The following is a 14,988-nucleotide window of genomic DNA, read 5'->3' on the forward strand; positions in this document are numbered from 1 at the left end:
CCTGAAAAGAGTGCTTCCGGCAGCCCCAAATGTAGATATAGAGTTTAACAAGCCAATAGATAACCTGCTGAGTCAGGTAGAAACCCTAAGTGATATTGCCACTTCATTCTCTTCATTTGCTAAAATGCCTATGCCAAAGAGTGAAAGGCTTAATTTGGTAGAAGTGCTAAAAAAATCGGTAAGGCTCTTTAACGAAGATAAAATGGAAATACAGGCCAATATTCCAAGGCAGCCTGTGTGGGTTATGGGCGATGATCAGTTGCTGGGACGAATATTCAATAACCTAATTCTCAATGCTTCGCAGGCAATTCCGAATGAAAGAGACGGAAAACTGGAGGTAGAACTGGTATTGACCCATAATAAGGCTCGAATTACCTTTTCCGATAATGGAGTGGGGATTCCGGAGGAGATCAGCGAGAAAATTTTTATCCCTAAATTCAGTACAAAGGCAGAAGGTTCCGGGATAGGCCTGGCCATAGCTAAGCGTGGGGTAGAGCATGCCGGAGGGAGTATATGGTTTGAGTCTGTTCCCGATGAGGGAACCACCTTCTTTTTGGAATTCCCATTAACCGATTGATTGTGCAGCGTGGTATTTTCGGCATTCTCTTTTTATTGTTTACTGTAGCCGCCTGGGCTCAGTCGCCTTTCGAGCGGTGCCGATGGATAAAGACCCACAAGAACCCTCAGGTACTCGATTCACTAACCGTATTTCCAGAGTCTATACGAATAGTAGCCCCCGACAGCCTGCAGCAGTTTAGTTTTAATCTCTCTAGCAATTCAATAAGCTTTGAAAACGCTCTTCACGATTCTGTGCGGGTGTGTTATACCACTTTACCCTTCGACTTGCACAGCAAGCGAGCCAATAAAACCCTCGATATCTATGATTCTACGGCTCTTTTCAAAGACGCTATTTTATACAAGCAAGCGCTGGCCATTCCTAAACGCGAAGAAATTGTAAGTACAGAGAACATCTACAAAACCGGTAGTATTTCTCGCGGAATATCTTTCGGTAATCGGCAAGATGTATTTGTGAACTCTACACTCAACCTACAGATGGAAGGACAACTGACCAATGGAGTAAATCTGAGAGCCGTGATTACCGACCGGAACGTGCCCTTTCAACCCGAAGGGAACACCCAACAAATTCAGGATTTTGATAATGTATTTATAGAACTCTATTCCAATGACCAGTGGCGTTTGAAAGGTGGAGATGTAGTGTTACAGAATGGGGCTTCACACTTTTTGCGCTACTACAAAAACGTGCAAGGTGCGCAATTTTCTACCCGATACGACATGAAAGGAGGCTTTAAGGCACAAACTACTGTGGCCGGTTCTGTGGCCAAAGGTAGGTTTGCCTCGGTGAGTATAGAGCCCATAGAGGGTGTTTTGGGACCCTATCGCGTAAGAGGGCCGAACAACGAGCGGTTTGTTATTATTTTGGCCGGATCGGAGAAGGTGTTTATTGATGGAGAACAACTGACCAGGGGTTTTGACAATGACTACATTATAGACTACAACCTTGGTGAAATTATGTTTACCAACCGGGTACTCATTACTAAGTTTACCCGTATAAGGGTAGACTATGAGTTTTCCGATCAGAACTACAGCCGGTCTATTATACAGGCTAGTCATTACCAGCAGAATGAAAAGCTAAACTTTGCCTTCAACTACTACAGCGAAAAGGACAACCGAAATCAGCCATTGCTCTTTGACCTTAGCCAGGAAGAGAAGCTCATACTGGCCAATGCCGGAGACAACCTGAACCAAGCCGTGACCAGCCGCGTAGATAGCGTGGCCTATAATCCAGATCGTATTCTTTACCGCAAGACCACCGGTACTGACAACCTGGGTAATGATTATGATATATTTCAGTACTCCACCAATCCCGATAGTGCTTTTTTCGATGTCCGCTTTTCGGAAGTAGGCCAGGGTAATGGAAATTATCGGCTTAGAAATGCCACGGCCAACGGAAGAGTTTATGATTGGATTGCTCCTCTGAATGGTCAGCTGCAGGGAAACTATGAGCCGGTGGCCCTGCTCCATGCTCCCAACCAGAAATCGATGGCCACATTGGCTAGTGGCATTAAGTTAAACAAAACCGATGCTATTGAAGCAGAAATTGCTTTTTCAAAAAACGATGTAAATCTCTATTCGCAACGCGATAGCGATGATGATGACGGGTTGGCCTATAAGCTTATTCACACCTCCAAAGACCGTAAACTTAACTTCTTACCCAACTATGTGCTCAACTCCAGCCTCTCATACGAGTATAATAGCGAGTCTTTTACCTTTATTGACCGACTCAGGTACATAGAGTTCGATAGAGACTGGAGTTATAATCCCCAGGAATTTAGCACAAGCTTCACCGAAAACATTTTTCAACTCAACTTGAACCTGTCTCAAAATGTTAGCAACGCACTGGCCTATACAATGGTGAGAAGAAAGCGGGGCGAGGCTGTCGATGGTTTCCAACATAGCCTGTCGCTTAACAAGCGTCTGGGGCCATTTCAGTGGAAATCGAGCGCATACTGGATGCATAATGACCAAACTGTATTGCGTTCAGAGTGGAACCGGCTCAACCTCGATTTCTCCTACCAAAGCCAATGGTTTATTCCGGGCTATCGCTATAGACAAGACCAGAATGAGGTTCGCCAGCAAGCGACCGGTGAGGTGGTAAGAACAGCCATGCACTTTAAAGAGCATACCCTTTACCTTAAAAATGCAGATACACTTAAGACGAGCTACGGTATAGACTACCAGACTCGTGAAGACAGGCTACCGGTAAATGGTGAGTTGGTAGATAACAACCAGTCGTATACCTGGAATGCCTTTTTTCGCACTCAGTTCAACCCGTCCAACAGGTTGTATTTGCTGTTTACTTACAGAGAACTTGAAAATTTGAATGCAGTGGCCTCTGACAAGCTCGACCGGACCATTATGGGTAGAATGGACTGGGCTGCTTCTTTTTTTAAGGATATGGTGCAGTCAGATTTAAACTACAACCTGGCCAACAGCCGCGAACTCAGGAGGGAGTTTATCTTTATTCAGGTGCCTACCGGTGAAGGAACCCATACCTGGCGAGACGACAATGGAGATGGGGTGCAAGACCTTAACGAATTTTACCTGGCAGTAAACCCCGATGAGAAGAATTATGTGAAGATATTTGTGCCCACCGATACATTTGAAGAGGCCTTTAACACCATAATCAGCTATCGGCTGAACATAAACTTTCCCAGAGAATGGCTCAGCCAAACCGGTTTACGAAAAATACTGGCCCGATTGTCTAACAGTACTGCATGGGGGCTCAATGCTAAAATTACAGAAGAAGAGCTTGCTAAAAGATTGTGGCCAACCAGTGTGGCCGATGATCAAGTGCTAGGTTATAATGAAAACCTGCGATCTACCTTATTTTACAATAAGACCAACTCAAAGTTTGGAGCCGATGTTGGCTTAGCCAAACTCGAAAATAAACAGCTTTTGGCCAATGGCTTTGAGCAACGCCTCAACGAAGACTTTCGCTACCACATGAGATGGAATGTGAGTAAAGGACTGAATATAGATGTCAATTATGTAGATGGAATTCGCTTGAGCAGGTCTAACGTGCTCACACAACGAAACTACCGGGTAGAGTTCTCCAGTATTAATCCATCGCTTACCATTCAGCCTTCGCGAAACTTTAGGTTCACAGGCAGCTACAACTATAAGTCTAAGCAAAATGTACTCACAGAGGCATCAGCAGAAAGTGCCTTCCTAACAGAGTTTGGACTGAATACACGTTATTCTAAAGCTGTTAAAACCAGCATTACGGCTAGTTTTAAGTATATAGATATCGACTTTGAAGGCGTTGAAACCTCTCCCGTTGGTTATGAACTGCTGGAAGCATTAAGGCCCGGAAGCAACCTCACCTGGAACCTGAACTGGCAGCAAAGATTGAGCAATGGGTTGCAATTGTTGGTAAGGTATGATGGTCGGAAATCTGGTGATAACCAAACGGTACACTTAGGAAGAATTCAGGTAACAGCTTTGTTTTAAGACAAAGACCTGAATTTGCGCATCATTTTGTTAGCAAATACAAAGTCATCGAGTTCCTGAACACCCGAATGCATAATATCATCTGAGTTACCTTCCCATAACTTTTTGGTATTGCCAATAAACACAATATACTCCCCAATTTCCATTACCGAGTTCATGTCGTGAGTCACAACCACTGTGGTTATCTGGTATTCATCGGTGATTTCGGCTAACAATTGATCTATTTTAATAGATGTTTGAGGGTCGAGGCCAGAGTTGGGCTCGTCACAGAAAAGGTATTTGGAGCTATTTACAATAGCCCGGGCAATGCCCACTCGTTTTTGCATACCTCCGCTAATTTCGGAGGGCATACGCTTGTTGGTGTTTTCCAGCTTCACCCGTTTTAGAACAGTATTTACACGGTCTAGCTTCTCATCTTCAGGCATAGTAGTAAGTACATCCAACGGGAACTTCACATTTTGCTCCACGTTCATGGAGTCAAAAAGAGCACCGCCTTGAAAAAGCATACCAATCTCGCGCCTGATTTCCGTTTTTAAATCGCGGTTAGCGTTAATAAAGTCGCGGCCATTGTAGAGAATCTCCCCCGAGTCAGGTTTGAATAGCCCCACAATGTTTTTAAGCATAACGCTTTTTCCTGAGCCACTTGCACCAATAATTAGGTTGGTTTTGCCCTGCTCAAAAGTAGCGCTGATGTCGTTCAGCACCGTTTTATCTTCGAACGATTTGGTAAGGTTCTTTACTTCAATCATCGTACAAGCAGTAGTTGAGCCAAAACAAAATCACTAAGTAAAATAGCAATGCAGCTCACGGTTACCGCCCGTGTGCTCGATTGCCCTACTTCCAGCGCCCCACCTTTGGTATAATAGCCCATAAAGGCAGAGATTGATGATACCAGAAAACCAAAAACTACTGACTTTATAAGGGCAAAGGTTACACTAAACTCATTGAACTCCGTTTTTAACCCCGTAAAGTAGTTGGCCGGACTTAATACTTCAGTTAATTCGGCCACTAAATAGCCACCGGCAATGGCAAGAGAACCGGCAAGAATGACCAGAAACGGATACATGAATAGAGTAGCCACTATTTTGGGTAGAACCAGATAAGAAACTGAATTGATACCCATCACTTCCAGAGCATCGATTTGTTCGGTAATGCGCATGGTGCCCAGGTTGCCGGCAATGCTTGAACCAACCTTGCCGGCAAATATAATGGCCGTAATAGTGGGGGCCAGCTCAAGAATGGTTAGGTCTCTCACTACCAAACCAATTACGCTGTCCGGAATAAGCGGATTGAGCAGATTATAGGCCGTTTGCAAGGTAGAAACAGCTCCCATAAAAATAGATACAATAGAAACCAGGACAATGCTGTTTATACCCACGTAAATGCACTCATCGAGAGTGAGCCTCACATAAGTGCCGAACGTTTCGCGGTTGGTGAAAAGCTTGCCAAGAAATAAAATATACCTTCCTAAGTTGCTCATAAAGCTCAAAAAACAAGGCCTGATGGTCTTGCCTTACAACGGCAAAATAACAAAACTTGTACGAATGCCTTATGGTTCATTCAATTTAAGTCTTCTTCTTCCCAAGTACAAAGAAAGCATTTTGATGTGCCTCTATTCAAAAGTACCTTTAGGCCATGAGAAAACTTGCGGTAATTAGTAGTGGAACAAAAGGCATAGGCAGGGCCACAGCAGAGAAGTTCTTCTTCAATGGATTCGATATAGTGACCTGCGCCAGAAGTGCAGACGATTTACTCCAGCTCAAAGAAGAACTTGAGGAAAAAGGAGAGGGAGAGGTTTTCTTTAGACCCACCGATATGGCCAGGAAAGAAGAAGTGCTCTCCTTTGCGGCCTATGTGAAGGGGCTGAACAGACCAGTTGAAGTATTGCTCAATAATACAGGCCTTTTCTTGCCCGGCTCAATTCACACAGAACCCGAGGGCAATCTGGAGAAAATGATAGAGACCAACCTCTACAGTGCCTATCACCTTACCAGAGCACTGGTAGATGATTTGAAGGCCAGAAAACAAGGGCATATATTTACTACCGGGTCTATTGCCGGTATTACAGCTTACCCTAATGGAGGCAGCTACTCCATTTCCAAATATGCACTGCTCGGTTTTACCAAGTGTTTGAGAGAAGAACTTAAAGAACATGGTGTACGGGTTACCTCTATATTGCCCGGGGCTACTTACACCGCCAGTTGGGAAGGAGTAGATTTACCCAGAGAAAGATTTATGAAAGCCGAAGATATTGCCGAAGCCATATATGCAGCGCATAGCCTATCGCCACAAACGGTGGTAGAAGAGATTGTACTCAGGCCGCAGTTAGGCGATATATGAATTCATTAACAAATTCTCTCATTTCGGGTTACCTTTGCAGCAAGTAAAAAACTTATGGAGCCGACCATCTCGCTAGCTAAAAAATACTGCAACAGCCTTGTCAGCTACAGCCGGAGAAAAACTATTCCCGTTCGAGTAGGTGAGGTGATTATTGGGGGAGATAATCCCATTGTTATTCAGTCTATGACCACGGTCGATACCATGGATACGCAGGGTTCGGTAGAACAAGTGTTGAGAATGGTAGAGGCCGGTTGCGAGTTAGTAAGAATAACTGCTCCAAGCCTCAAAGAGGCGGAAAACCTGAGAAACATTAAAAAAGAACTCAGAAAGAGGGGTTGCCATGTGCCTTTGGTAGCCGATATTCACTTTACCCCCAATGCTGCCGAGCTGGCGGCCCAAATAGTAGAGAAGGTTCGGATCAATCCGGGAAATTATGCCGATAAGAAACGTTTCGAGAGTATTGAATATACCGATGAAACCTACCAGGCTGAGTTGGACCGGATCAGAGAACGCTTTACCCCACTGGTAGAACTATGTAAGAAGCATGGCACGGCCATGCGTATAGGCACCAACCATGGCTCATTGTCCGATCGTATTATGAGCCGATATGGCGATACGGCTCTGGGTATGGTTGAATCTGCTTTGGAGTTTCTTAGGATTTGCGAAGACCTGAACTTCGACCAGATTGTTCTTTCCATGAAGTCCAGCAATGCTCAGGTTATGGTAGAAGCCTATAGGTTGTTGGTTCAAAAACTGGATGAGGAAGGACTTAAGCCTTACCCACTGCACCTTGGGGTTACTGAGGCCGGAGAAGCCGAAGACGGCCGGATTAAATCGGCTGTAGGAATTGGCACCTTGCTAGAAGATGGCCTTGGCGATACAGTGCGTGTATCCCTCACAGAAGAACCCGAGTTTGAAGCACCTGTAGCCCGAAAACTGGTAGACCGATACCGTGACAGAAAAGATCACCGGCCAATACCGGAAATAAATGAATCACCCATCGATCCCTTTCTCTACCACAAGCGATCTTCTCGAGAGGTACTGAACATAGGAGATGTAAATGTGCCAAGGGTAATTGCCGATATGAGTAGTCTAAATACCATTGAGGTAAAAGACCTTAAAAGTGTTGGTCATTTCTATTTGCCGGAGCCCGATAAATGGACCATGAACGATCAAGGTGCCGACTATATCTACTCAGGTAATAAAAGCATTCCGTTTATGCTTCCCAATGGCCTGAAAGAATTAGTAGATTACCCTGTATGGAAGCAGTTGACTGATAAGAAAGGACGTTTTCCGGTATATAATCTTCAGCAATTGGCTCAAGCGGAAGATTGTGACGACCAGTTAAATTTTATTCGCCTGAACGCCTCAGATATTGATGAGGACACCATGATGATTTTGGAAGCGGATAATCTGGTAGTGTTGTTGGAAACAGATAATACACATGCTATGCCCGCTCTGAGAAGGTTTTTCTTCGAGTTGGTAAGAAGAAAGCTCAATATTCCGGTGGTTGTGATCAGAAATTTTGAGGTAAGTGATGCCGAGGCCTTTCTTATTCATGCTTCTACCGACATTGGAGGTCTGTTGGTCGATGGTTTTGGGGATGGTGTAATGCTCACTTCAACACCCCAATCAAACAAAGAGGATCAACTTTCAGATATTAAACTAAAAAATACTACGGCTTTCGGTATCCTTCAGGCAGCCCGAACCCGTATGACAAAAACAGAGTACATTTCTTGCCCAAGCTGCGGACGAACCTTGTTTGATCTGCAAGAAACGACAGCCATGATACGCAAAAGGACGGATCATCTGAAAGGAGTTAAAATTGGGATTATGGGCTGTATAGTGAATGGCCCAGGAGAAATGGCCGATGCAGACTATGGTTATGTAGGATCGGGTAAGGGGAAAATAACCCTTTACAAAGGGCAGGAAGTAATGAAAAGAGGGGTGCCCTCCGAACAGGCTGTAGATGAGCTAATTGAGATTATCAGAGCCGATGGTAAATGGATTGAACCAAAGGCGGTGGAAGTGTAAATGTAAGACTATGTCAGTTGAAGAGCGTAAAGAACAAAAACAGGAAAGAGTAAAACTCACCGCCAAAGAAGCGTTCGACTTTGGACCTGTATTAGGCTATTTCTTTCGAAAAAAAGATCCCAATCGTCCATCAAACTTTAACATTAGAGTAATGCATGGAATCAATAAAATTTCCATCATTATGTTTTTAATTGCGCTCACCGTTATAATAGTGCGTTTTATTTCCCGTATGTAATGTATCTGGACGAATTTAGAGACTATTGCCTGAATAAACCCGGAGTGACCGAAGGGACCCCTTTTGGCCCCGATACGCTCGTGTTTAAGGTTATGGGCAAAATGTTTGCCGTAACGGGGCTCGATACCTTCGAATTTGTTAACCTAAAGTGTGATCCGGAAAGGTCCGTTGAGCTTCGTGAGCAATGGGCTGGCATTAAGCCCGGTTGGCACATGAATAAGCACCATTGGAACTCTGTGTATGTAGATGGTTCCGTACCCGATAACCTCATCAAAGAACTCACAGATCATTCGTATGAACTGGTAGCTGCCAGTCTGCCTAAAAAGGTCAGAGATGAGCTAAAGAGCCTATCGGGAGATCAGTAACTCAGGAACTGAAAAGCGGCTACGCGGCTCTTTAAATCGACCTTACCCGAACCCCAGAGCCCTTAACCAATTAAGTCTGCCAATAAAGGGTTTGCTCTTTAATAGGGTTCTCAAAAGGAATTTTTTCTTCCTGACACTTTTCATACCTGCTACGAATGGCATTATACCACTTGGCTTGCATATCGGGGTCGCCCATAAGCATAAGCGGAGGGTTGTTGTTAAGCCCCTCTTTCAGTTTTTTAAACACATCAACATCTTGTTGAATAAAGCTGTTGGCGAAGCGATAGAATATGGGCTTGAGAGGTTTGAACCACCCTATGTCCGTATAGACAAACTGTGTTAGTTCAGTTTCCTGATCATTCACAGGGGTGAGTGTGGTCATAATTACAATATCGTTTTCGCCCACTTTCAGGTGCTCAATGCGTATGCCTGGCAATTGAAAACTTATTTCCGTGGTCTGTTCCTTCTTTAGAATTTTGTAAGCAGCAGAGTTTTTAGATGGAGCATGCCTTACCATGGTAAATCCCAGATGAGAAGGAGCAAACTTTTTTTCTTTTAGTTTGAGATTGGTCTTTTTTCTAAAAAACCAAGACTGGTGCACAAAAGGCACATGAGCAGGATCTATTAACCCAATTACCGAATGATCCAGGCCACAATCCATTCTCTTGGCTGTTACCAGATCGAAGGACTTACTTTGATCTAATGGAAAATGTGGAAAGAGGCTTTCATCCATATCTTCCGGTTTGCGCATGTCTTTGGGCATATAAATAAATACAATGCCATGCAGCTCACGAACCGGATAGTAGGGGGCTCTTATTTTAGAAACATCCAGTGGTGAATGAGGTGGCAATGCCGGAATTTTAGAGCAAACTCCATCGGTCTTAAAGCGCCAACCGTGGTAGCAGCACTCAATTTCGCAACCGTCAAAGTGGCCATAGGTCAACGGAATGCCGCGGTGTGGGCACTGGTTTCTTAAAGCAAAAGGGTTGCCCTCATTGTCGCGGCCAAGGCAAATCTTTTCACCATCAATCTCCTTTTCAATTGTTTTTCCTTGTTTTAATACGCTGCCATGACAGGCGACATACCAGATGTTTCTTAGGTTTTTAGACTTTACCGCACTCATTTCTGTACAAACATACATATTCCTCAGGTACCCGAATGTACCTGAAAGGCAAACAAAATCGGAGTTTTAGTAGTGTAAAACTATATGTAAATTGTTTATCAGTCATTAGCAAGTCCTATGAAATACATTGTTTCTCTCTTAATATTTCTGAGTGCCTTTTCACTAAATGCACAAATAGAATTGAATCAGTTGAATTATGGGGGTGGCGGTAAGTATACCGACCTGATGGCCGTGATTAATCCCAGCAATATTAAGGGAAGCCCTTTGGGTTTTGATGAGTGGCGCAAAGGCCGCTTTGTAGTGGTTGGGGGCGATACTTCTACCTACTTTCTCATTAACTACCATACGGAAAAGGATCAACTCTATTTGAAGAAAATAGGTACTGAAGAAATTTTTGAAACCAATGAAGACCTGATAGAGGTGTTGTTGCTGGAGAACTTTGAGGGTGAGGTAGAAACCTTTGTGAAGGTAGATTGGCATAGTTTTAAGCGTTTTCCCGATTACAGCAAGTATTGCCAGCAGCTTATAATGAAGGAAAATTTTCAGTTGATTAAATACCGCGATAAAGTATTGGAACGACCCGATATGAAGCAGGATAGCTACTCCGGGCCTAAAATTGAAGAATACGTTTTAAAGGAGCGCTACTTTTGGCGCAATAGCGACAAGCAGCCCTATGAAGAAATTAGTCTCTCGCGTAGTTCGCTAAAGCTTATTTTCTCAGAAACTCAGGAGGAGCGAATGAAGCAGTATCTCAAAAAGAACCGCGTAAAATGGAACCGCGAAACGGAAGTGCTGCAAATGTTAGAGGCTATACTCTAACGTTCGATTATACCTTTTAAAACCTCCAGTTGTCCATCTATTGCCGGTACTTTGGTAATGCCCAGGAGTTCGGCTATAAGCGGGTATACATGCACATTTTCAAATTCTTCGATCACCAAACCCTTTTTAATGTTGGGGCCATTGGCATAGAATATAGCCCCCATAGTTGGAGTGGTTTTAGGGTCGAACCCATGTTCGCCTCGGGTTATATTATTTTCAATGTTGTGTTTAATTCTGCCTTCAGAACTTATGTAGTGGCCAGGTTTCATCACTAAAACGATATCTCCAATACGTGAATGCGTTCCGTAATGCATATGTGGTGGTAGATTTTGCTTGTAATATACCTGATAAGCCCCTTCGTGTTGTTTTAGCCTTTTATAGGTTTGCTGCTTTATTTGTTCATCGTTTACATAAAAATGGGCGTGAGGGCCATTGTTTATCATTCGAACCTCCTCATTGTTCAGGCCTTCAAGCAGTTTACCGGCCTCGATGTATTTTTCCTTTTTGGGCTCAATAGGTTCCATGCCATGGTCAGAAACTACTATGATATTAATGGGTAGGTTGAGCGCATCGGTTTGCTTCTTAAGCATGCCCAAAAGGCGATCGGCTTCCAGTACCGCCTTCTTGGTTTCTTCATGATCAGGTCCATAGGCATGGCCGGCATTATCGACCAGCGAAAAGTAGAGCGATATAAAGTTTGGTCGTTCCGGGGCCGGCAGTTTCAGCCAGTTTACAACCTGCTCAATTCGAGGTTCGTTGGCCAGATTGTCGTCATATATCTTATAGTATGTAGGGAATTGCCCCTGAACAGGGGCTTCAGAGCCTACCCAAAAGAAGGAGGCCGATTTCATGCCATTTTGCTGGGTAAGCTGCCAAAGGGGGAGGCCACCGTAAAAGGCAGGGTTTTGCACTCGTTCTCTGTTGCTTATTCGGTATATGAGGTCCAGATCGCTATCGTAAAAAGTATTGTCCACCAGGCCATGGTTGTCTGGGTAAAGTCCTGTTACCAGGGTGTAATGATTGGGGAATGTTTTAGAAGGAAAGGAGGGAATCATGGCCTTTGCTGCTACACCATTTTTTATAAATGACTTAAAGTTGGGGGCATCATATTTTTCTACATAGTCATGCCTGAATCCATCGAACGATACCAGAATGACATAGGGTGTTTGTTCATTAAGCGATTGACCAAGGGCTGTAGAACCAATGACCACCAATAAAATGATTATCTCTAAGTACTTTTTCATAATACGGGTGCTAAACTAAAGGTAGCGCGTCTATTCGACCAAAGCTAAAAGTTAAAATTGGGTTAAGAATTATAGAAGCGGGGCCAACAATCGGCATACCGACTCTTTAAGCTTTTGAAGAATACTACGTTTTTTCCAGTTCTGGAGTCCTAGTTGCACACAGTCGGCCTTATCGGCTTCGAAGGCACTGGCTAGTTGCTGTACCACTTCGCCATTGTAGAAGTAGGCGTTCACTTCATGGTTTAAGTCAAAGCTTCTGTAGTCCATATTGGCACTGCCAACAGAAGCAAAATTGTCGTCTATAATTATCACCTTGGAATGTAAAAAGCCCTTTCTGTAGTGGTACACCTTCACATCGGCTTCCAGCAACTGTTTAATAAACGAACGAGAGGCTGCTTCCACAATCCACGAGTCGGACGATTCAGGAATCATCAGCTCAATAGTTATATCGCTGCGCGAAGCAGTTACTATGGCATCGAGAATGCTTTCGGTAGGAATAAAGTACGGAGTTGCAATGCGCACCCTATGGCGAGCGGAGTTAATGGCTAGAAAGAAAGAGTCCATTATGCTGGCCAACTCCCAGTCAGGGCCGCTGGCATTTATTTGAACCATATCGTGCCCGTGGGTAGTAAAGGTGGGAAAAAAGCTGCTGTCCGGCAGTAACTCTTCCTGTGTTACAAACTGCCAGCTTAGTATGAAGAGAAACTGAAGCGTTTTTACCGCTTCACCCTCAATTTTTATGTGTGTATCTCTCCAGTAGCCGTTGGAATGACCATTGTTAATGTATCGGTCGCTAATGTTTATGCCTCCGGTGAAACCTATCATGCCATCGATTACCAGAATTTTGCGGTGGTTTCTGTAGTTGATCTTACTGGTAAATGATGGGAAGAGTACCGGCATAAATTCTACAATTTGTACTCCGGCACTCACCAGATCGGTAAAGAAGGGTTTGCGTAGTCCCAATGAGCCTACTCCATCTACAATTACTCTTACTTTCACCCCTTCTGAGGCTTTTTGCTTGAGTATTTGGGCTATTTCCTGACCAATGAGGCCGTTTTCATAGATGTAATACTCAAGGTGAATGTGGTGTCTTGCCTCCTTGAGCGCGGTTATTAGTTCAGGAAACTTCTGCTCTCCGTTTTGCAACACCGTCACTTTGTTGTTACGGGTAAGCGGAGAAAGGTCTTTGTTCAAAAAGCGAATTACTTTTTCGTATTGCTCCAGTCCTTCTGGAACCACATGATTTCTGGATTTTCGTTCTACGTGTTGCTTGAAATAATGGTCGCCAAAGGCCTGGTTAATGAGTTGTTTCTTGGCAAATATCTTACGCTTGCGAATGGTTTGCCCGAAAAACAGGTAAATAACTATACCCAGCAAGGGTAAAAGGAGCAATAGCAAGAGGTAAGAATGTGTTTTGAGCGGATTTCTGTTTTCCAACAGAATGTCGATCACCACAAAAAATATGGCTACATAATAAAGTGGTAAAACAAATGGTGAAATGCTCTGCCAAACCTCAAGCATAGGATCAAGATAAGGCCATTCGAATTATTTTCCAGTTTATTTTATGGAATCCACTTAATGTCTTTAAAGTTGGGCTTTCTTTTCTCTAAGAAGGCATTTCTTCCTTCTTTGGCTTCATCGGTCATATAAGCCAGTCGAGTAGCTTCTCCGGCAAAAACCTGCTGTCCAACCATGCCATCGTCTGTTAAGTTAAAGGCGAATTTGAGCATCTTAATGGAGGTGGGGGACTTTTGTAAAATTTCTTGTGCCCACTCATAAGCGGTGTCTTCGAGTTCATCGTGAGGAATAACAGCGTTAACCATACCCATCTCGAAAGCTTCCTGAGCCGAATAATTTCTTCCCAGAAAGAAAATTTCACGGGCTTTCTTTTGTCCTACCATTTTGGCCAGATAGGCCGAGCCATAGCCTCCATCAAAACTGGTCACATCGGCATCGGTTTGTTTGAAAATAGCATGTTCCTTACTGGCCAGAGTGAGGTCGCAAACCACATGAAGGCTGTGGCCACCACCAACGGCCCAACCGGGCACTACGGCTATCACTACCTTGGGCATAAAGCGTATAAGCCGCTGTACTTCAAGAATATTGAGTCGTGGCATACCATCATCGTCCACATATCCCTGGTGCCCCCTGGCTCTTTGGTCGCCACCGCTGCAAAAGGCCCAGCCACCGTCTTTAGGCGATGGCCCTTCGCCAGAAAAAAGCACTACACCAATGGAGGTGTCTTCACGAGCATCTAAAAAGGCATCGAAAAGTTCTGCCACAGTTTTGGGTCTGAAGGCATTTCTTACTTCCGGACGATTGAAGGCTATTCTTGCCACGCCCGTGCCAGACTTCTGGTAGGTAATGTCTTCGTATTCTTTTACGGTTTGCCAGTTTGCTTTGTTCATGCTCGTCTTCATTTTGCCGTGAAATTAGCACTTCGTTTTTAAAGTGTGAACTATAATTCTTAGAGATGTAAGCTCTGAAGCAGGGGTAAAAGAAAAGCCTCGCTGATGGGCGAGGCTTTTCCGATAAGATTTTAATGATCCTAGTTTCTGATTGGGTCAGAAAAATCTTTGAAATAGTCTAGGTTAGTTCTGTCATAGACTGCCTTAAATTTCGGCCACTCGTTGCTAAAGAAATCATTAACAATCTGCATGGCTTCATTCATCATTTTCTGTGCGTTTTCTTTCAGACTTCTTTCGTTTGGCCCTGGGGCTGTAAGTCTGGAGCTGGCATATCTGCGAGCCTGACCCAGCCAGTTGTTGGCTGTAGTAAAGCTTTCTCTTGGCACGG

Annotated in this window: 14 protein-coding genes; 7 read left to right on the forward strand and 7 right to left on the reverse strand. The window is 44.0% G+C overall.

Annotated elements, in window-relative coordinates:
* Together B3763_RS07740 and B3763_RS07745 are read left to right on the forward strand one after the other, a co-directional pair.
* The coding region (locus tag B3763_RS07740; protein WP_286745415.1) for a sensor histidine kinase at positions 1-577 on the forward strand (577 nt) is incomplete at its 5' end.
* Between the two features lie 2 nt (positions 578-579).
* Positions 580-4,032 (forward strand): hypothetical protein, encoded by a 3,453-nt coding sequence (locus tag B3763_RS07745; RefSeq protein ID WP_286745417.1) that lies wholly within the window; start codon positions 580-582, stop codon positions 4,030-4,032.
* Here B3763_RS07745 and B3763_RS07750 read toward each other — a convergent pair.
* Together B3763_RS07750 and B3763_RS07755 are read right to left on the reverse strand one after the other, a co-directional pair.
* A complete protein-coding gene (locus tag B3763_RS07750) occupies positions 4,029-4,781 on the reverse strand; it encodes an ABC transporter ATP-binding protein (RefSeq protein ID WP_189630539.1) in 753 nt (250 codons plus the stop codon). The two genes, B3763_RS07745 and B3763_RS07750, sit on opposite strands and share 4 nt — an antisense overlap.
* On the reverse strand, positions 4,778-5,512 hold the full coding sequence (locus B3763_RS07755) for an MlaE family ABC transporter permease (RefSeq protein WP_189630540.1): 735 nt from the start codon (positions 5,510-5,512) through the stop codon (positions 4,778-4,780). The genes B3763_RS07750 and B3763_RS07755 overlap by 4 nt, the downstream gene beginning before the upstream one ends.
* 155 nt (positions 5,513-5,667) lie before the next feature.
* Here B3763_RS07755 and B3763_RS07760 point away from each other — a divergent pair, with 155 nt between their 5' ends.
* From B3763_RS07760 to B3763_RS07775, 4 genes are read left to right on the forward strand one after another with little or no spacing between them, the layout of a single operon-like run.
* Complete coding sequence (locus B3763_RS07760; protein WP_286745423.1) at positions 5,668-6,372, forward strand: SDR family oxidoreductase; 705 nt, start codon at positions 5,668-5,670, stop codon at positions 6,370-6,372.
* Positions 6,373-6,426: 54 nt separating this feature from the next.
* A complete protein-coding gene (ispG, locus tag B3763_RS07765; RefSeq protein WP_286745426.1) occupies positions 6,427-8,406 on the forward strand; it encodes a (E)-4-hydroxy-3-methylbut-2-enyl-diphosphate synthase in 1,980 nt (659 codons plus the stop codon).
* A 10-nt stretch (positions 8,407-8,416) separates the two neighbouring features.
* The gene (locus B3763_RS07770; protein ID WP_286745428.1) at positions 8,417-8,641 is read left to right on the forward strand and encodes a DUF6728 family protein; all 225 of its coding nucleotides are present in this window, start codon (positions 8,417-8,419) and stop codon (positions 8,639-8,641) included.
* Positions 8,641-9,006, forward strand: coding sequence for an MmcQ/YjbR family DNA-binding protein (locus B3763_RS07775; RefSeq protein ID WP_189630544.1), 366 nt, complete (start codon positions 8,641-8,643; stop codon positions 9,004-9,006). The genes B3763_RS07770 and B3763_RS07775 overlap by 1 nt, the downstream gene beginning before the upstream one ends.
* A gap of 70 nt (positions 9,007-9,076) precedes the next feature.
* Here the strand turns inward: B3763_RS07775 and B3763_RS07780 are convergent, their stop codons facing one another.
* A complete protein-coding gene (locus B3763_RS07780) occupies positions 9,077-10,129 on the reverse strand; it encodes an aromatic ring-hydroxylating oxygenase subunit alpha (RefSeq protein ID WP_286745431.1) in 1,053 nt (350 codons plus the stop codon).
* Between the two features lie 117 nt (positions 10,130-10,246).
* Here B3763_RS07780 and B3763_RS07785 point away from each other — a divergent pair, with 117 nt between their 5' ends.
* Complete coding sequence (locus B3763_RS07785; protein ID WP_189630546.1) at positions 10,247-10,948, forward strand: hypothetical protein; 702 nt, start codon at positions 10,247-10,249, stop codon at positions 10,946-10,948.
* On the opposite strand, the gene B3763_RS07790 is transcribed toward B3763_RS07785, so the two are convergent.
* From B3763_RS07790 to B3763_RS07805, 4 genes are all read right to left on the reverse strand, one after another.
* On the reverse strand, positions 10,945-12,192 hold the full coding sequence (locus B3763_RS07790; RefSeq protein WP_286745434.1) for an ectonucleotide pyrophosphatase/phosphodiesterase: 1,248 nt from the start codon (positions 12,190-12,192) through the stop codon (positions 10,945-10,947). The two genes, B3763_RS07785 and B3763_RS07790, sit on opposite strands and share 4 nt — an antisense overlap.
* 69 nt (positions 12,193-12,261) lie before the next feature.
* A complete protein-coding gene (gene cls / locus B3763_RS07795; protein WP_286745436.1) occupies positions 12,262-13,713 on the reverse strand; it encodes a cardiolipin synthase in 1,452 nt (483 codons plus the stop codon).
* Between the two features lie 41 nt (positions 13,714-13,754).
* Positions 13,755-14,600 carry a 1,4-dihydroxy-2-naphthoyl-CoA synthase gene (locus tag B3763_RS07800; RefSeq protein ID WP_286745438.1) on the reverse strand — a complete coding sequence of 282 codons (846 nt, stop codon included), beginning with the start codon at positions 14,598-14,600 and terminating at the stop codon, positions 13,755-13,757.
* A 140-nt stretch (positions 14,601-14,740) separates the two neighbouring features.
* Positions 14,741-14,988: hypothetical protein (locus B3763_RS07805; RefSeq protein WP_286745441.1), on the reverse strand; the 248-nt coding region annotated here is incomplete at its 5' end.

It is taken from the genome of Roseivirga sp. UBA1976 (genome assembly GCF_002336325.1).
Lineage (GTDB): Bacteria > Bacteroidota > Bacteroidia > Cytophagales > Cyclobacteriaceae > Roseivirga > Roseivirga thermotolerans.

Excerpts from the sequence above, each read along its gene's own strand:
- B3763_RS07780 (WP_286745431.1), bottom strand. The coding sequence starts at position 10,129 with ATGAGTGCGGTAAAGTCTAAAAACCTAAGAAACATCTGGTATGTCGCC.
- ispG (WP_286745426.1), top strand. The coding sequence starts at position 6,427 with ATGGAGCCGACCATCTCGCTAGCTAAAAAATACTGCAACAGCCTTGTC.
- B3763_RS07775 (WP_189630544.1), top strand. The coding sequence starts at position 8,641 with ATGTATCTGGACGAATTTAGAGACTATTGCCTGAATAAACCCGGAGTG.
- B3763_RS07755 (WP_189630540.1), bottom strand. The coding sequence starts at position 5,512 with ATGAGCAACTTAGGAAGGTATATTTTATTTCTTGGCAAGCTTTTCACC.
- B3763_RS07760 (WP_286745423.1), top strand. The coding sequence starts at position 5,668 with ATGAGAAAACTTGCGGTAATTAGTAGTGGAACAAAAGGCATAGGCAGG.
- B3763_RS07800 (WP_286745438.1), bottom strand. The coding sequence starts at position 14,600 with ATGAACAAAGCAAACTGGCAAACCGTAAAAGAATACGAAGACATTACC.
- B3763_RS07770 (WP_286745428.1), top strand. The coding sequence starts at position 8,417 with ATGTCAGTTGAAGAGCGTAAAGAACAAAAACAGGAAAGAGTAAAACTC.
- B3763_RS07785 (WP_189630546.1), top strand. The coding sequence starts at position 10,247 with ATGAAATACATTGTTTCTCTCTTAATATTTCTGAGTGCCTTTTCACTA.
- B3763_RS07790 (WP_286745434.1), bottom strand. The coding sequence starts at position 12,192 with ATGAAAAAGTACTTAGAGATAATCATTTTATTGGTGGTCATTGGTTCT.
- B3763_RS07750 (WP_189630539.1), bottom strand. The coding sequence starts at position 4,781 with ATGATTGAAGTAAAGAACCTTACCAAATCGTTCGAAGATAAAACGGTG.
- cls (WP_286745436.1), bottom strand. The coding sequence starts at position 13,713 with ATGCTTGAGGTTTGGCAGAGCATTTCACCATTTGTTTTACCACTTTAT.